Source organism: Shimazuella sp. NTD250 (assembly GCF_059510375.1).
Window position 1 is genome coordinate 219,345 of sequence record NZ_JCAJZS010000001.1, and the last position, 15,148, is coordinate 234,492.

At 40.7% G+C, this 15,148-nt stretch carries 16 protein-coding genes; 6 read left to right on the top strand and 10 right to left on the bottom strand.

Annotated features, from left to right (window positions below; translation table 11 throughout):
* From AC5WOF_RS01155 to AC5WOF_RS01165, 3 genes are read right to left on the bottom strand one after another with little or no spacing between them, the layout of a single operon-like run.
* Complete coding sequence (locus AC5WOF_RS01155; RefSeq protein WP_496048120.1) at positions 1 to 843, bottom strand: shikimate dehydrogenase; 843 nt, start codon at positions 841 to 843, stop codon at positions 1 to 3.
* 28 nt (positions 844 to 871) lie between these two features.
* Complete coding sequence (gene yqeH, locus AC5WOF_RS01160) at positions 872 to 1,948, bottom strand: ribosome biogenesis GTPase YqeH (RefSeq protein WP_496048121.1); 1,077 nt, start codon at positions 1,946 to 1,948, stop codon at positions 872 to 874.
* Positions 1,949 to 1,950: 2 nt separating this feature from the next.
* Entirely contained in the window at positions 1,951 to 2,472 is a 522-nt protein-coding gene (locus AC5WOF_RS01165) for a YqeG family HAD IIIA-type phosphatase (protein ID WP_496048122.1), read from the bottom strand.
* 85 nt (positions 2,473 to 2,557) lie between these two features.
* Here AC5WOF_RS01165 and AC5WOF_RS01170 point away from each other — a divergent pair, with 85 nt between their 5' ends.
* On the top strand, positions 2,558 to 3,079 hold the full coding sequence (locus AC5WOF_RS01170) for a DUF4352 domain-containing protein (RefSeq protein WP_496048123.1): 522 nt from the start codon (positions 2,558 to 2,560) through the stop codon (positions 3,077 to 3,079).
* An 18-nt stretch (positions 3,080 to 3,097) separates the two neighbouring features.
* On the opposite strand, the gene AC5WOF_RS01175 is transcribed toward AC5WOF_RS01170, so the two are convergent.
* The 3 genes from AC5WOF_RS01175 to AC5WOF_RS01185 are packed head-to-tail and all read right to left on the bottom strand — an operon-like array spanning position 3,098 to position 5,792.
* A complete protein-coding gene (locus AC5WOF_RS01175; protein WP_496048124.1) occupies positions 3,098 to 3,703 on the bottom strand; it encodes a DedA family protein in 606 nt (201 codons plus the stop codon).
* A 36-nt stretch (positions 3,704 to 3,739) separates the two neighbouring features.
* Complete coding sequence (locus AC5WOF_RS01180; RefSeq protein ID WP_496048125.1) at positions 3,740 to 4,663, bottom strand: DMT family transporter; 924 nt, start codon at positions 4,661 to 4,663, stop codon at positions 3,740 to 3,742.
* 22 nt (positions 4,664 to 4,685) lie between these two features.
* On the bottom strand, positions 4,686 to 5,792 hold the full coding sequence (locus tag AC5WOF_RS01185) for a M24 family metallopeptidase (RefSeq protein WP_496048126.1): 1,107 nt from the start codon (positions 5,790 to 5,792) through the stop codon (positions 4,686 to 4,688).
* 85 nt (positions 5,793 to 5,877) lie between these two features.
* Between AC5WOF_RS01185 and AC5WOF_RS01190 the strand changes: the two genes are divergently transcribed.
* Together AC5WOF_RS01190 and AC5WOF_RS01195 are read left to right on the top strand one after the other, a co-directional pair.
* Positions 5,878 to 6,189 (top strand): hypothetical protein, encoded by a 312-nt coding sequence (locus AC5WOF_RS01190; protein WP_496048127.1) that lies wholly within the window; start codon positions 5,878 to 5,880, stop codon positions 6,187 to 6,189.
* A gap of 134 nt (positions 6,190 to 6,323) precedes the next feature.
* Complete coding sequence (locus tag AC5WOF_RS01195) at positions 6,324 to 7,127, top strand: hypothetical protein (RefSeq protein ID WP_496048128.1); 804 nt, start codon at positions 6,324 to 6,326, stop codon at positions 7,125 to 7,127.
* Positions 7,128 to 7,244: 117 nt separating this feature from the next.
* On the opposite strand, the gene AC5WOF_RS01200 is transcribed toward AC5WOF_RS01195, so the two are convergent.
* The 3 genes from AC5WOF_RS01200 to AC5WOF_RS01210 all read right to left on the bottom strand — a co-directional run bounded on the left by AC5WOF_RS01200 (position 7,245) and on the right by AC5WOF_RS01210 (position 10,295).
* On the bottom strand, positions 7,245 to 7,937 hold the full coding sequence (locus tag AC5WOF_RS01200; RefSeq protein WP_496048129.1) for an AarF/UbiB family protein: 693 nt from the start codon (positions 7,935 to 7,937) through the stop codon (positions 7,245 to 7,247).
* A 219-nt stretch (positions 7,938 to 8,156) separates the two neighbouring features.
* On the bottom strand, positions 8,157 to 8,756 hold the full coding sequence (locus AC5WOF_RS01205) for a nitroreductase family protein (RefSeq protein WP_496048130.1): 600 nt from the start codon (positions 8,754 to 8,756) through the stop codon (positions 8,157 to 8,159).
* A gap of 180 nt (positions 8,757 to 8,936) precedes the next feature.
* Positions 8,937 to 10,295, bottom strand: coding sequence for an Nramp family divalent metal transporter (locus AC5WOF_RS01210; protein WP_496048131.1), 1,359 nt, complete (start codon positions 10,293 to 10,295; stop codon positions 8,937 to 8,939).
* Between the two features lie 207 nt (positions 10,296 to 10,502).
* On the opposite strand from AC5WOF_RS01210, the gene AC5WOF_RS01215 reads away from it, so the two are divergent.
* The 3 genes from AC5WOF_RS01215 (at position 10,503) to AC5WOF_RS01225 (ending at position 12,803) form a co-directional block, all read left to right on the top strand.
* Positions 10,503 to 11,087, top strand: coding sequence for a VanZ family protein (locus AC5WOF_RS01215; protein WP_496048132.1), 585 nt, complete (start codon positions 10,503 to 10,505; stop codon positions 11,085 to 11,087).
* Positions 11,088 to 11,194: 107 nt separating this feature from the next.
* A complete protein-coding gene (locus AC5WOF_RS01220; protein WP_496048133.1) occupies positions 11,195 to 11,815 on the top strand; it encodes a DUF47 domain-containing protein in 621 nt (206 codons plus the stop codon).
* Positions 11,808 to 12,803: an inorganic phosphate transporter gene (locus AC5WOF_RS01225; RefSeq protein ID WP_496048134.1), complete on the top strand. Its 996-nt coding sequence runs from the start codon at positions 11,808 to 11,810 to the stop codon at positions 12,801 to 12,803. Before AC5WOF_RS01220 ends, AC5WOF_RS01225 begins: the two co-directional genes overlap by 8 nt.
* Positions 12,804 to 12,859: 56 nt before the next feature.
* Here the strand turns inward: AC5WOF_RS01225 and AC5WOF_RS01230 are convergent, their stop codons facing one another.
* Positions 12,860 to 15,127 (bottom strand): putative type IV secretion/conjugal transfer ATPase, encoded by a 2,268-nt coding sequence (locus AC5WOF_RS01230; RefSeq protein ID WP_496048135.1) that lies wholly within the window; start codon positions 15,125 to 15,127, stop codon positions 12,860 to 12,862.
* Between the last annotated feature and the right edge of the window lie 21 nt (positions 15,128 to 15,148).

The window sequence follows — 15,148 nt, forward strand, 5'->3', positions numbered from 1 at the left end:
TTACGCCTCTTTTTCCAAAATTGCTCGCATTTGGACAATCGGAGCAGTCTCACCAAACCAATGCTCTACTGCTACAGCTGCTTGGTATAAAAGCATCCCTAAACCACCATGTGTCTGCGCACCTATTTGTTTTGCTGATGTCAATAATTTGGTGTCTTTTGGGCGATAAATCAAGTCACTCACCAAGAGCCCGGCATGTAAGAAATCAGCTGGAACAGGGGTCTGATCGGTATGTGGCGACATACCAATTGAAGTCGTATTTACTAATAGATCAGACTGAGCAATGGTTTCCTGTGCTTCCAACAACGATACAGCCTGTGTTTTTGTAAAAGTACGAAGGGTTTCTGACAGTTCCTCCGCTTTTTGCTGTGTTCGATTGGCGATAAATATCTCTTTTACTCCAGCTTTTGCCAAGGTAATACTTACCGCTCTCGCAGCACCACCTGCTCCTAAAATAGTGACTGTTTTACCTTGCAGCGAAAAAGAAGTCTCCTCTTGAAGCGAACGCAAATATCCTACTCCATCTGTATTATAGCCGATCAGTTTGCCCTCTTTGTTCACTACAGTATTGACAGCACCTATCTCTTTTGCCGTATCATCCAGTTCATCGAGAAAAGGGATAATAGCAACTTTGTGGGGAATCGTCACATTGAAACCAATAAAATTCAATGCTCTCATCCCCTTAACTGCTTCTTCTAAATCATCCGGTTTAACCGAATAAGCCAAATACACTGCCGGTATCCCTAAAATACGGCAAACTTCGTTTAACATCTCGGGAGATTTGGAATGCGTTACAGGATAACCGATTAATCCAAGCGGACGTGTATAAGCTGTTATTTTCATCGTTTCTCCTCTATCTCTTTCTAAAAATTTAAATAATGGATGAACGCAGCGTTACCTCTATCCCTTTTGGAGCATAAACATCAACTACTCCACGCTCTTTTCCACAAGCGATCCAGCCCAATCCAGAAATCACGATATCTTGTTTTGATCCACCAGTTAATACAATTCGATGTTTTTGAAGGGCTGGCAAGTCCGTAGGGTCATGAGGAGGTTGCAGCATTTCCCCAAGATGCTTTTCATAAAATGCATTCGCTTGTTCTTGTTTGGTACGATGGAGATACAATTGATTAGAAAAATAACAGGTAAACGCCTGCCGCTGACCTTCTACATAATCAAAACGAGCCAAACCTGCAAAAAAGATCGTTTGATCACTGTTTAGTTGGTACACTTTTGGATTTAAACGACTATTGGGAATCACTTTACCCAGTTCTTTTGGGGAAATCCACTCACTAATTCTATTCTTCTTTACGATTCCAGGTGTATCTACAATGTTTTGTCCATCATCAAGGGGGATGTGGATCACATCCAATGTGGTACCTGGATATGGAGAAGTCGTAATGATCGGCTCCTCTAACAAATAATTAAGGAAAGTGGATTTTCCAACGTTGGTAACTCCAACGATATAGACATCTCGACCTTGACGATACTTCTCGATCGCATTTCGCACTTCTTGCATTTTATCTTGCTTAGCTGCACTTCCCACTACAACATCGACAGGCCCCACACCCATCTCTTTTGCGTACATATATATCCATTCTTTTAGCTTTCCTGCCTTCACAGACTGAGGAAACAAATCCATTTTATTGCCAAACAAAAGCAAGGGATTGTTGCCAATATGACGGTGAATTCCCGGAATCCAACTGCCAGCGATATCAAATAAATCTACAATCTGTACAACCAAACTGTTGGTATCCGCTATTTGTCCAAGTATTTGTAAATAAATATCGGGATCATGTTCCACTGCGGATAACTCATTATAATGACGGATGCGATAACACCTTTTGCAATATTGATGCTCCCTTTCCAAAGCAGCTGGTGGTACATATCCTGGCTTTTTCTCATCTTCGGTCTGAAGCTGTATGCCACAACCTTCACAAAACTTCACGATTAATTATTCCCTTCTCTCGCAAGTAATCCACGCTTTTCCATCCAGCGAAATACCAAACGCTCTATTCGTCTATTTATTTTCGTAGAAAAACCTTCTGTTTTGGAAATCGGCACTACTAGTATGGTGTATAATCCCATCCGATTTCCCCCTAAAACGTCTGTCAGCAATTGATCACCTACCATCACCGTTTGGCTGACATCTGTATCTAACTGTGACATTGCCTTGCGAAAACAAGATGACAGAGGCTTTCTAGCTTTATGGATAAATGGTATTTGCAGTGGAATTGCAAATTGCGATACCCTTGTTTTACTATTATTTGATACAATCATAACTTGAAATCCTAACTGTTGGAGACGTTCTAACCATTCGATCAAAAGAGGGGTAGCATCTTTGCGGTCAGATTCTACCAAAGTATTGTCTAAGTCAACAATGATGGATTTCATCCCTTTTTCTTTCAGCTCTTCTAGGTTAATCTTATAAATGGATGGTACATATTGATTTGGCACAAATGATGAAAACATCTCAATCCCTCCATGAAAACACGCTCGTGCCTACTATAACATAGTTAGAAAATAGCTTGCAAAACAAGGTATAGGAGGATTCACTTTGAAATTAGGCTTTTTCACAGCGTTATTATTGGTAGTATTGACCGCTTGTCAGCCAGTCGATACAACTTTACCAAAAGCAAATATGAAAGAAAATTATATGAGACCCGATAGTCCTGATCCTATAGCAGGAGATTATGTGAAAGCACGTCCATTTTCTATTGTGATGACAGATATACAGCAAAAGAAACAGTTAACACTAGATGGTATTAACCACAAAGCGAAAATAGCCTATCTAATGGTGAATATCGGTATTATCAATCAAAGCAGTGAACCAATCATGATTGAGCCAAGTATGTTTCGCTTGGTTGATGATCATGGAAAGATCTATCATCCCGACGTCACCCTTGATTTGTTAGTAAACGGAAATGGAGAAGGTTTCTTTCACCAAAAGTTAGAATCAATGGAACGAAAAAATGTCACCCTCTTATTTGATACTTCTTTAAACATAAACCAAGGTTATCTAGAAATCACTGGTGGTCCGCACTCCATCAAAAAAGCGCATATTCGTTTACTTAAGTAATCCAACTTGAAAAAGCGGCTAGAGGCCGCTTTTTTCATTTGCTTTCTTTTGACTTTTTCTTCGATTCCACCAAACAATCCCCCACACTGATGCGATGATCACCAATACAATGATCGTAACTGTACCAAATTTGCCTAGTGTCGTGAGAAACTTTTGAATTCCTGCAATACTGCTCGAACGCCCAATAAATAACAACACGGTATTCCACGGGAAAGATCCGAGAAAAGTAAAAAAGAAAAACCGTATTGGTTTGATCTTACTCAAACCTGCTATATAAGATACATAGTTTCCAACACTTAACGGACGTGATAAAGTAATACTCCACTCTCCATACTTACGAAACCACTTTTGTGCTTTTTTCACTTTCTCCGCATCCATTTTTTTGGATGAAAAGCTTTCCAATTGATAGCCGATGGCATACGGAATCAGGGTAAATAAACTAAAAATCAAACTATTGACCAAACCGATTAACACTAACTGCCAACTGCTGACTTCCATGATATGACCATATAGCAGGACAAACAGTGCTCCTGGAAATGGTAAAGAGGTAGCTTCTATCGCCGTAGCACCAAAAAGACCCCATATCCCACAACGCTCTAAAAAGGTAAACGCAAACTCCAGCATATCTCTCTCCCCAAACGTATTACCTTTCGATATTCCTTATTTCAACATTCCCTTATTCCTCGCGATACTCTGAGGCAGATGGATAACTCCTATTCCCATTACAATGAGTATAAATGCTACAAACACATTGTTTTGCAACTGTTCATTTAATACAGCTGAGGAAATAAAGACTCCAAATACAGGGATAAAGAGTAAAAACAGAGACACTTGCCCAACTGGAAAACGTTGCATCAACGAATTCCATAAAAACAGAGCTGTTGCTGTCATGACTCCCAAATAAAACAAGAGGATAGTGGATCGAAGGGAAAAGGAAAAAGGATAGGTCCCTACTATTCCCATCCCAACCGCAAACAAGCCAACTCCACTAAATAGTACAGCATAGGCTGTCATCCGCAAGGTACTGATGGATGTAACAAGATTTTTTGCTAACAAGTTTCCCCATGCACCTGTTAATACACTAAAAAAGAGGAAAAGATCTCCCCATCCAATATGCCACTGAAAAGAACTTGTTACATTAAGCATAATAAGGCCTACAAGACCGATTAGCAAACCAACATTCTTTGTCCAAGTGAGCTGTTCTTGTTTCCACAGGAAATGAGCAAACAAAATTTGAAAAAAAGAAGTCGTCCCAGCCATGATCGCACCAATTGTTCCCGTACTGAGACTAACGCCGATAAAAAAGAATAGATAGTTGAGAAAAACTTGAAAGAGAGCAACTTTGGTCACTGGCCAAAAATGCACGAGAGACAAGCTGAGCTGCTGTTTATTGGTTAGGAGAAAGACAAACAACACGAATGCTGCCAGTAATGTGATATGTCCAGCAAATACAAGCTGCGAGCCGATCTGATGAGCTTCTATACCTAGTGACTGATAGCCGAGTTTAATGGCTGGAGCTACACTTCCCCATAAGAAAGTTACCAACAATGCTGTCAGTACCATGCCAAATGTACGAGAAAACATACGCATAGCTCCACCCTTTCTTTTAGAGCGAAATTATTTGTAAATCTTTTGGAAAAGAAGTCAGCACTTCACAACCATCATCCGTAATCAGAACCATATCCTCGATTCGAACTCCACCTACCTCTGGAACGTACACACCTGGTTCTACGGTAAATAGGATTCCAGATGCCAGAGGAAGCAAATTATCACCTGATACAGAAGGATATTCATGTGCTTCAACTCCCAAACCATGACCTAGACGATGGGTAAAATATTTCCCATATCCTGCGTGCTCAATGTGCTGACGGGCAACGCTGTCTATTTGCCCAAATGTAGCTGCTTCTCTTGTTAAAACTGACTGAATCGCCTGTTCATTTGCCTCTCGAACTACTTGATAAATTCGCCGTTGTTCCTCTGAAACTTTTCCAAATGCAACTGTTCTAGTGATATCTGAACGATAACCATCGACTACCACCCCAAGATCAAATAAAACCAAATCCCCTTTTTGAAGGGCACGTTTACCTGCTTCTCCATGAGGAAGTGCCGTTCTTTCCCCAAACAACACCATCGTTGAAAATGCCATCTGCGTGATCCCTTGTTCCAAAAGCTTAGCTTCGATCTGATTTTTCACTTCTAATTCCGTACAACCCAGCTTGAGAGCATCTATACCATATTGTATGGCCTTGTCTGCAAATTTAGCAGCTTCGCGCAAGATTTTCATCTCATTAGCGGTTTTATGCATACGCATCTTGCGGATTTGCTCATCGATCGATACAAATGCTTCAATGCCAAGCACCTCTTTCATATTCAATGCTCGTCCATATGTCAAATGATCCGTTTCAATAGCAAGTTTCAAGTTGTTTTTTGTATGAGAAAAAGCATGGTCTTTGAGACATTTCCAAGGGTTTTCTCCATCTTGATGAGCATATATTTCTCCAGTCCAACCGGATGCTTTCACTCGATCTATTTCCAAAAGTGGACAAACCAAAAGAGGTTCTCTATCTGGGAAAATTAAGATACCTAGCAACCTCTCATGAGGTTCACAAGCAAAATGAGTGAGATAAAATACATTAGCACTTGAGGTGAGGAAAGCAGCATCTAAATTCTCCGTTTGTAACCATTTGGCAATTTGCTCAATTCGATTATTCATATTTTCCCATCCTTTTTTCAAAATTGTTAGCGCAAACACTTTCCTTTTGTTATACTTTTTATACTGTGATGAAAAGGAGTTGCCATTGATGGAACCAAATCAAAACCCAAATGAAAACAAAACTCCAAACCCGCTGAAAAACATAACACCGACCAACTTAGCATTCGCTTCGTTAATACTCGGAATTTTAACCTTTATCTTGGTCTTTATCCCAAGTATCCAAATATTGACCAATATCCTCGGAATTATAGCACTTATCGTCAGTATTTACAGCTACTACGCCACCAACGGAAGTCTTTTGACCGTGATCGGTATAATCTTAAGCGCCATCCCGCTGCTGTTCTTCCTATATCTAGAACTATACTTGATCTATATCAATCAGCCCATGGATTTTTAAACGCAATCGTAACTCTAGCCCTGTTGCCTAGCAATTGGGGCTTTTTTCTATTATCAAAATTTCCATTATGCAGTATAATAAAAATACGTAAAAGTCAACTCCCTAATATTTTAGGGACTGTCCGAGGAGCAATTTTGAGCGACAACAATTTCGACAACGGTAACGACAACACCAAGCTTCTCGCTGGCATGAAGGACGTCAACGAGGACGATCAGCGTGACCACACGCCGAGGCCTCAGCGGAAGCTGTTCCGGCTGATCGCTGCCGTCGTCATCGGTGGTATGGCCTTCGCGGGCACAGCCTTCGCACTCGACAGCCAGAAGGACACGGTGGACTTCACCACGTCGCCGCGGCCCGGGTACTCCGTCAACATCCCGATCACCGGCAACTCGCCGAGTGCCTCGCCGGAGCCGTCTCAGGCACCCAGCTCGAAGGCGCCCGAGGCGCCGGTCACGCAGGAACCCACGGAGAAGCCGGTGGCAACCGCCACCCCGACTCCCGAGGCAGAGAAGTGTGAGATGCAGATCGTCCAGCCCCACAAGGGCGATCGATCCATCTACGACGGCAAGAACGCTGTCAAGGCTCTGATCAACGGATGGGAGTGGGGTGTGATCGACACCAACACCCTGTTCTACAAGGTCGATCACTATGGTCCGACCAAGTCCGGGCACGAGCTCCTGCTCCAGATCAGGAACAACTGGCCTGCTCTCAAGGGAAACATGCAGCAGAAGCTGGGCGGTATCTGTGGCAAGGTGGCCGTTGTCGACCAGTACTACGCTCAGATGATGATCGACGAGGCACAGCAGGGTGGTGACATGCGATCCATGAACCAGATTGCTGTCGTCTGGATCGCTGCTCACAACGAGTCGCTGACCGGCTCGTGGATCAACCGTGACTACTCGGCTCTGAAGCGAGCACTGGCGGGACAGACTCTCTGATCCATCGCTCCTCGGGCACCGGCACTGCATCCAAAGCAACATCGGATGCAGTGCCGGACCCATTTTATAGACAAAAAAATACCCCAGAGCGTATGCCCTGAGGTAACTCCTCCTCTCTTAAGAAAAGGAGAAGGAGAAAGAAGAACGGGAATGATGGTGGTGACGATGTGGTCTGTGATGACGATGGTGATGTCGATGTGACGACGATGTATAGTGATGATGTGGACGGCTGCTGGTATAGTGATGACGGCGACGTCTTCTTCTCGAAGAAGAGAACAGACTAAATATTCCACAATGGTACTTAATCTTTTCTAAATCCTCATGAATTTTCTCCATGTAATCTTCTTTGTGATCGCTGTAAAAAAAGCGACCTACGTCAATGATTTTCATATTACCATTTTCATCTAGCATTATATTGTTCAAGTGAATGTCATGGGGAATGATTCCGGAAGCATAACATTCTTCAATTGTTTGCTCTAATTGGCGGAACTGCGCATCTTTTAGTTTATAACCTGCATCACGCAATTGCGCTAAGGTATAACCTTTTACTTGATCTACAACCATAAACTTTTCATTTTGAAAATGCAGTTTTGGAAACATAGGATGAGCATCAAGACTGGCTAACATCTTATAATCTTCATTTTCACTGAAATCTTCTTTGTACACTTTCACTGCAAAATTTTCAAAGGAGAATACTTGTCCACTCAAACCCTCACCTAGTAGGTTGTGATGTTTTTCCACATTCCCTTTCACTACTAGTGATGATAGATAATCAACAGATGCTTGGTCTATCGAACGAGACCCTTCCATTATTTCTCCTCCTAATGAGTTTTAGTACTTGCTTGAATTATATTCTACATGTTAACTAACATCTTGAAAATACTTTTTTCCTAACAATTCCGTGGATGTCGTCTTACTTTTTCCAATGATGAAGATAATCACAATCCTTTGCCAACTTCATTTTAAAGGAAAGCATATAAAAAAAGAAGGGACAACATCTGTACGGTTGTCCCTTCTTCTATAAGACTATTATCCAAAAATCTTCACTCGATCTTCTAATGGGTGAAAATCTTTTGCACCCGGCTGTGCAGTTGGTTTTCCAAATGGCATTTGGGCAATGAGTTTCCATTCTTTTGGAAGGTTCCAAGTTGCATGCACTTCTTCGTCAATCAGTGGGTTGTAGTGCTGCAAAGAAGCTCCTAATCCTTCTTGTTCCAAAGCTGTCCATACCACAAATTGCAATATACCAGAAGATTGGTTGGACCAGATTGGGAAGTTATCTGCATAGAGTGCAAATTGTTCTTGCAAATTTTCTACTACAGTTTGGTCTTCAAAAAACAATACCGTTCCATATCCAGCAGCAAATCCATTGATGCGTTCTTCTGTCGCTGCAAAGTTTTCAGCTGGTACAATTTTTCGTAGTTCTTCTTTGGTAATATCCCAAACTTTATCGGATTCTTTTCCAAACAGTACAACAGCTCGTGAACTTTGTGAGTTAAAAGCAGTAGGGCTATGTTTTACAGCTTCGTTTACGATTTCTTTTACACGTTCAGGATTCACTACTTCCTTTTTACTCAATCCATAATAAGTACGTCTAGCTTCAACTGCTTCTAAAAATGTATTTGCCATGATGATACCTCCATGTTATGAACTAAATATTATTCAATCACTTACTTAAAGTAATTACATAACTTATTATGTATAAAAGATCATCGACTGTCAATCCTTAATTTTAAAATGTTCACCTGTTGAATAATCTAGTATTTTCTGCCATCAAATATAAAAAAACCAGGAAATACTCTCCTGGTTTTACTTGAAAAAGGTAATAGCTGTGTTGTATAGCAAATATATATTTAATCCCGCAATGACTACTGCTACGGTCCAAGCTAAGATTTTTAACCACAATGGATTTGCAAACTCGCCCATTTTTTTCTTATCACTTGTAAATTGCACAAGAGGAAAAACGGCAAATGAGAGTTGCAGAGATAAGATTACTTGGCTAAAAACAAGTAGTTGTACCGTGCCAGATGAGCCGTATAGCGCAGTGACAATTACCGCTGGAATAATGGCAATCATTCTGGTAATCAATCGGCGCAGCCAAGGTTTGAGTCGAATATTGAGAAAACCTTCCATTACAATCTGACCTGCTAATGTTCCAGTAAGAGTTGAGTTTTGGCCAGATGCTAATAATGCTACCCCAAATAAAATACTAGCAATCGATGTTCCAAGGAGAGGAGTCAGCAGCTCATACGCTTGACTGATGTCATCTACTGGTTTTCCTGTTCCATGGAAGGTTGCAGCAGATAAGATCAAGATCGCTGCATTGATAAAGAGTGCAAACATCAAAGCAGTCGAAGAATCCCATGTTGCAAATTTGATGGCACTTCGCTTTCCTTCTGGTGTTTCCTCATAAGCTCTCGTCTGTACAATACTAGAGTGAAGATATAGATTGTGCGGCATGACGGTAGCACCTAAAATACCAATCGCAATATAGAGCATTGCTGGATTTGTAACAATCTCTGTACTCGGAACAAAACCCTGAACTACTTTGGACATATCTGGTGAAGCTAATACAAGTTCAACTGCAAAACACAAACCGATGATAGCAATCAAAGATATCACAAGTGCCTCGATATGACGAAATCCTTTATTTTGCAAGAGCAATACAAGTAAGATATCGAGCGCAGTAATGATTACCCCATATAAGAGGGGAATCCCAAATAAGAGATTAAGTGCAATCGCAGAGCCTATGACTTCTGCAAGATCACATGCCGCGATAGCCAACTCACAAAGTATCCATAAAACAAAAGAAACAGGTTTACTGTAATGATCACGACACGCTTGGGCTAAGTCCCTGCCAGTAACAATTCCTAATTTACCTGATAGAGCTTGCAATAAGATAGCCATTAAATTAGATAGTAAGATGACGGAAAGCAAAGTGTACATAAAGGTCGATCCGCCAGCAAGATCAGTTGCCCAGTTACCAGGGTCCATGTAGCCGACTGCAACTAAATAACCAGGACCGACAAATGCTAAAAATTTACGAAATCCTGAACCTTTTTTAGGTACTGGCATGGTGCGATAAACCTCGCGCAAAGATGGATTTACTCTTTCTCTTCTCCAGCCAGATGAAGATGGTACTTTTTCTTTCACTGTTATTGACTCCATTTTTTATTCCCTCCCCTTGTCTACCATTTCTTTGTCTATAACAATTTTATTTGACAGAACTAAAAAAGTTGCCCTTGGCTAAATTATAATCCAAACCATTCATTTTGTGTAGAGGAAAAATCAATTGTAGTAAAAAATTATTCTAAATCAAAGGAATTTGTTCATTATTTTTAGTAAGATATAGGCTAGTTGGGAGGGAAGGATGATTTGAGGGTTCGCTTTTATACTTTGGCATTCTTGGGAAGTTTATCATGCAGCACTTTGCTCAGTTTTATGATCTTTCAATCGCTTACCGATACACGTGCACATCTCACACTCATCGGTACTACTCCTTTCTTTCTTGTAGTCTTGTTTGTCATAACGAAACGAACTTTTCCAAATGGTTATTACTTACTTGGTTCTATCTATTTAACTTGGATGAGTACACTACTGTTGTTCCGTTCCAAAACCTTTTCTGTTTCAGGGTGGAATTTTATCCCTTTTGTACATACGGTAGAACTTCTGCAAAATTTATCTTTAAAAAATAGGATTTGGTATGTGGGAGGAAATACATTATTGTTCATACCTATGGGGATATTCTTTGTCTATCTTACGAAGTCAGTACCCCGTTCTTCCTTATACGGTTTGATACTCATGTCTATCATTGAAATCATCCAAGGTATGACGGGACTTGGGGTCTTTGATGTCGATGACCTGATGATGAATACTTTTGGTATCCTCGTAGGAGGATGGATTGGAATAGGGCTGTCAGGAATAGGGAAAAATCAAAAAGCGCGCACTATTGACTGTTAAGGTATGGTTAAATTTTTATTTATTTTTAACCTATGGAGTTATCTTTCTATTACATTAGATTGGTAAGGTAAATAAATCCATGTATTCATATATCAGGAGGAATTAACTTGCTATTTAATCGTTCAAAAGATCGTTTCTTTTATCAAACATTAACAGATGCAACTTTAAACATAGTTGAAGCTGTTAAATTATTTCGCGAAGATGTGGAAACGCTTCAAGAGAAAGAAAAATATGCAGAAATTATAAAAGACTTAGAGTCCAAAGGAGATGAATACACTCACCTCATACTGAAAGAATTGGATCAAACTTTTGTACCTCCACTCGACCGTGAAGATATCATGGCTTTAGCTGGACACCTTGATGATGTCCTTGATGAAGTAGAAGCATGTACCGCAAGATTTGTTTACTATAAGATAGATCAAACCACTCCTTACCTCATTCAATTTGCAGATAACCTCGTCAAATGTGCCAATTTGTCGCATAAAGCATTTGTCGCTTTAGAAAAAAAGGACTTCCAAACCATTCGTAAGATTTCTATTGACATAAATGAATTAGAAAATGAAGGCGATCGCCTCATGAGAGAAAGTGTACATACGTTATTCGAAGAACCAGTAGATCTCTTAAACCTTATAAAAATGAAAGAGATATATGAAAGACTGGAAGATGTCAGTGATACATTTGAAGATTTGATGGATGTGATGGAAAGAGTGGTCATGAAGTATGCCTGAGCTTACTTTATTAGTCATCGTTGTCATCCTCTTAGCGCTAGCCTTCGACTTTACAAATGGATGGCATGACACCGCAAATGCAATCGCTACCGTTGTAGGAACAAGGACGCTCTCCCCAGCAAAAGCGATTATGATGGCAGCCGTGTTAAATTTAGTAGGAGCCCTCTTTTTTACCGAAGTAGCTAAAGCGATCGGAAAAGATATCGTCGATCCTAAAAATATCTCCCTAGTAGTGCTTATAGCAGCACTCCTTTCTGTGATTGTTTGGAATGTTGTCACCGTACTGATGGGACTGCCTACTAGTTCTTCTCATGCTCTTATCGGCAGTCTCATCGGTGCTGCTGTTGCCTTCAAAGGGGTTGGTATTCTTAAGATTCATGGAATTCTTATCATTCTTCTTGGTTTGGTTGTCTCTCCTATATTAGGTGCATTGATCAGTTTTATTATCATTAAGATCATTCGCGGTATCTTTCGCAATAAACAACCATCCAAAGTTAAGCGTACCTTTCGTCCTTTGCAGTTGATTTCTGCTGCGTTTATGGCTTTCAGCCACGGCGCATCTGATGCCCAAAAAGCGATGGGTATCATCGGAATGGCACTTGTTGCTGGAAATTACCATAAAGAATTCAGTGTACCTTTTTGGGTGATGATCTCTTGCGGTCTTGCCATGGCACTAGGAACTGCAATTGGAGGAGCAAAAGTCATACAAACTGTAGGTTCTAGGCTTAGTCGATTGGAAACACCACAAGGATTTGCTGCGGAGACCGGGGCAGCGATATTACTCACTACCATTGCCAAAATCGGTGTACCCGTCAGCACCACCCATACGATCACAGGCGCAATTATCGGAGTAGGAATAGCAGATCGTATTCGAAGTGTTCGCTGGAGTATTGCCACTAAAATCGTGTATGCTTGGATTCTTACCCTGCCGATAACTGCAATTATTGCTTTTCTTTTGTTTCATTTGCTTACCCTTTTCGGATTGTAATCTTCTACACGTAAAAAGAACTTGTCCAATCGGACAAGTTCTTTTTACTATACACCTTAAACAATAGGTGTATGTTTTCTTGGCTTGTTTTCTCTTCTCTCTAACTCATATGCCATTGCTCTGTCATAAGACTGATCCAACAACTGCTGAATCTTTTTTTCATCTGGTATAATCTCGAGTTCTGGTGTTTTATTGACAAAGATCGCATCTTTTTTGGGAACCAATTTCATATAAGCATGATGAGGCAAAATCCATTCATAATCTTTTGGTGTTACTTGTCCAGCTCGATCTTTCATCCCCCTTGCGATCACTTCTGCATCAGTGGGAGAAACTTGGAACGAAACGACATTGCCAACTTGACGAAATAAACTATCTAAAACTTGGGGACTTAAATAATCCTTTACACCTGATGCAGTCAATACTAACGGGGTTCGATTATGCGTAAAATCTTTTAGAAATCCGTATAGATTGGGCATTACATCATTAATATAGTAGGAACCTTCGTCTAGAATGATCGGATGAAGCGGTAAATATTGACCTCTCATCCGTTTCATTTCTCTAGGATAAGAAAATATTTCAAAGAACATAAAGACTTTCGATACGATTAATTTTTTCTGATCATAGGTAAGGCCTGCTAGATCTAAAATTTGAATATGTCCTTCGTTAATCGCTTTCAGCCATCTGAAACCATCTGTCCGTTGGTTTAAAATTCGCCCCATCGGACCTGAATTCCATAACCGCAAACGAGTCAGAGAAGGACTTCGAATCAACTCTTTTGGCCAATTGACGACTCCTGTTTCCGCATGAATATATTTTCTCAATTGTTCCCGCAATGATCGATTTCGATCGCTATCTTCCGGAACCCCATCGTATATCGCCTTAGCGTATTCTGGATCTTCGAATACACGCTGCATATTCCAATAAGATCCCTGATCCAATAAATCCAGAGCTGAGGCAGTCATCATAAAGCTATCTGGTACATGAGGACCCCAAAATTCTGCATCCAAGCGGCGTAAAATCTCTCCGACATAGCCATACTCTGCTTGAGGAAAATCAATATCAAAAGGATTAAAGGGAAACTTCCAATCTCGAAAGCGGGCAGTGGTCACATATGGATGTAACTTCTCTGGAAGTCTCGTTAATAAACGATCAGCTAACGTACCGTCCATATCCAGCACGGTGCACCCATATCGATTCTCATCTGTTCGCTTTTCTAAAAAATCCAGCAACCAATGAAGCAAAAATGTCGTTTTTCCCATTCCATCCCGACCAAAAATAACCATATTTTCAGCGAGATGATCAATCGGGAGGTGGATCTTATTTTCGATGGGACCGCGAGCATTTATACCTAAATATACCGTCTCGGGTTTTCCTGCATTTTTTTGTATTTCTTTTGGAGCTAAGGGAAGTTGCATATTTTGATTATGAATAAAGGCTGTCCGTGGCATCGCCGGAACCCTGGCCAATCCAGCTAATTCCTGATCACCCAGTACAACCACATTTTTTTTCAACCGAAATGGAAAAATGCGATTGGAGAATTCAAAGCGAAATAATGGTTTAATCGTCTGCCACCATTCCCGTACATGGAAACGATTAAAATGGGAATGTTCCATCCAACTAAAAGCTTTGCTGCATTGATCTGCAAGTTGGTCAGCATCTTCTCTCGTTTGATCAAATGCTAAAATTCGGATAACCACTTCGGCTTTCATCCGACTCTTCTTTGCTTGCAATGCTTGCAGATACAACTGATTTTCCCCGCTAGGTGCACGTTTATCTCTTTTTATATCCCGGATGGCTCGAGAGAATGCACCCTCTACTTGACGATCATACATAGGACGAATGAGAAATTGACAGATCACAGACTGATTTTCTTTTAGCTGACTGATCAATTCCAATAAATTCGCATGTGTTTCTAGATCATCAGGATAGGCAACATTTAAGGGCAGGGAATAATCATATTGCAACATCAGACGAGCTCCTGAATGGGGACGAGTATAATCAATTGCTGGTGGCTTTTCTGATGGATTTACTTGAATATCTGGATATGCTGATTGCAGGGAATCAACCATTCTATCTCCATAAAGTTTGTTTGACGCCCAACAACCATATTGTGTAATTCCAGCATGACCATGAATTTCCCAAGCAACCCAAGGTTCCTGGATCAGAAAAGGTAAACGTTCATACCAACGTCGTTTCATAAATCGAATCATTTGATTCCATACTTGCGCCATTGGTTTGTACTTTGGTTTATCGCCAGCTTGAATGGTTAACTTGTAGTATACTCCTTTCGGAATCGCAAAAGGCATAAGATGAAATCGTTTCATTCCGGTACCTCCACATGTATT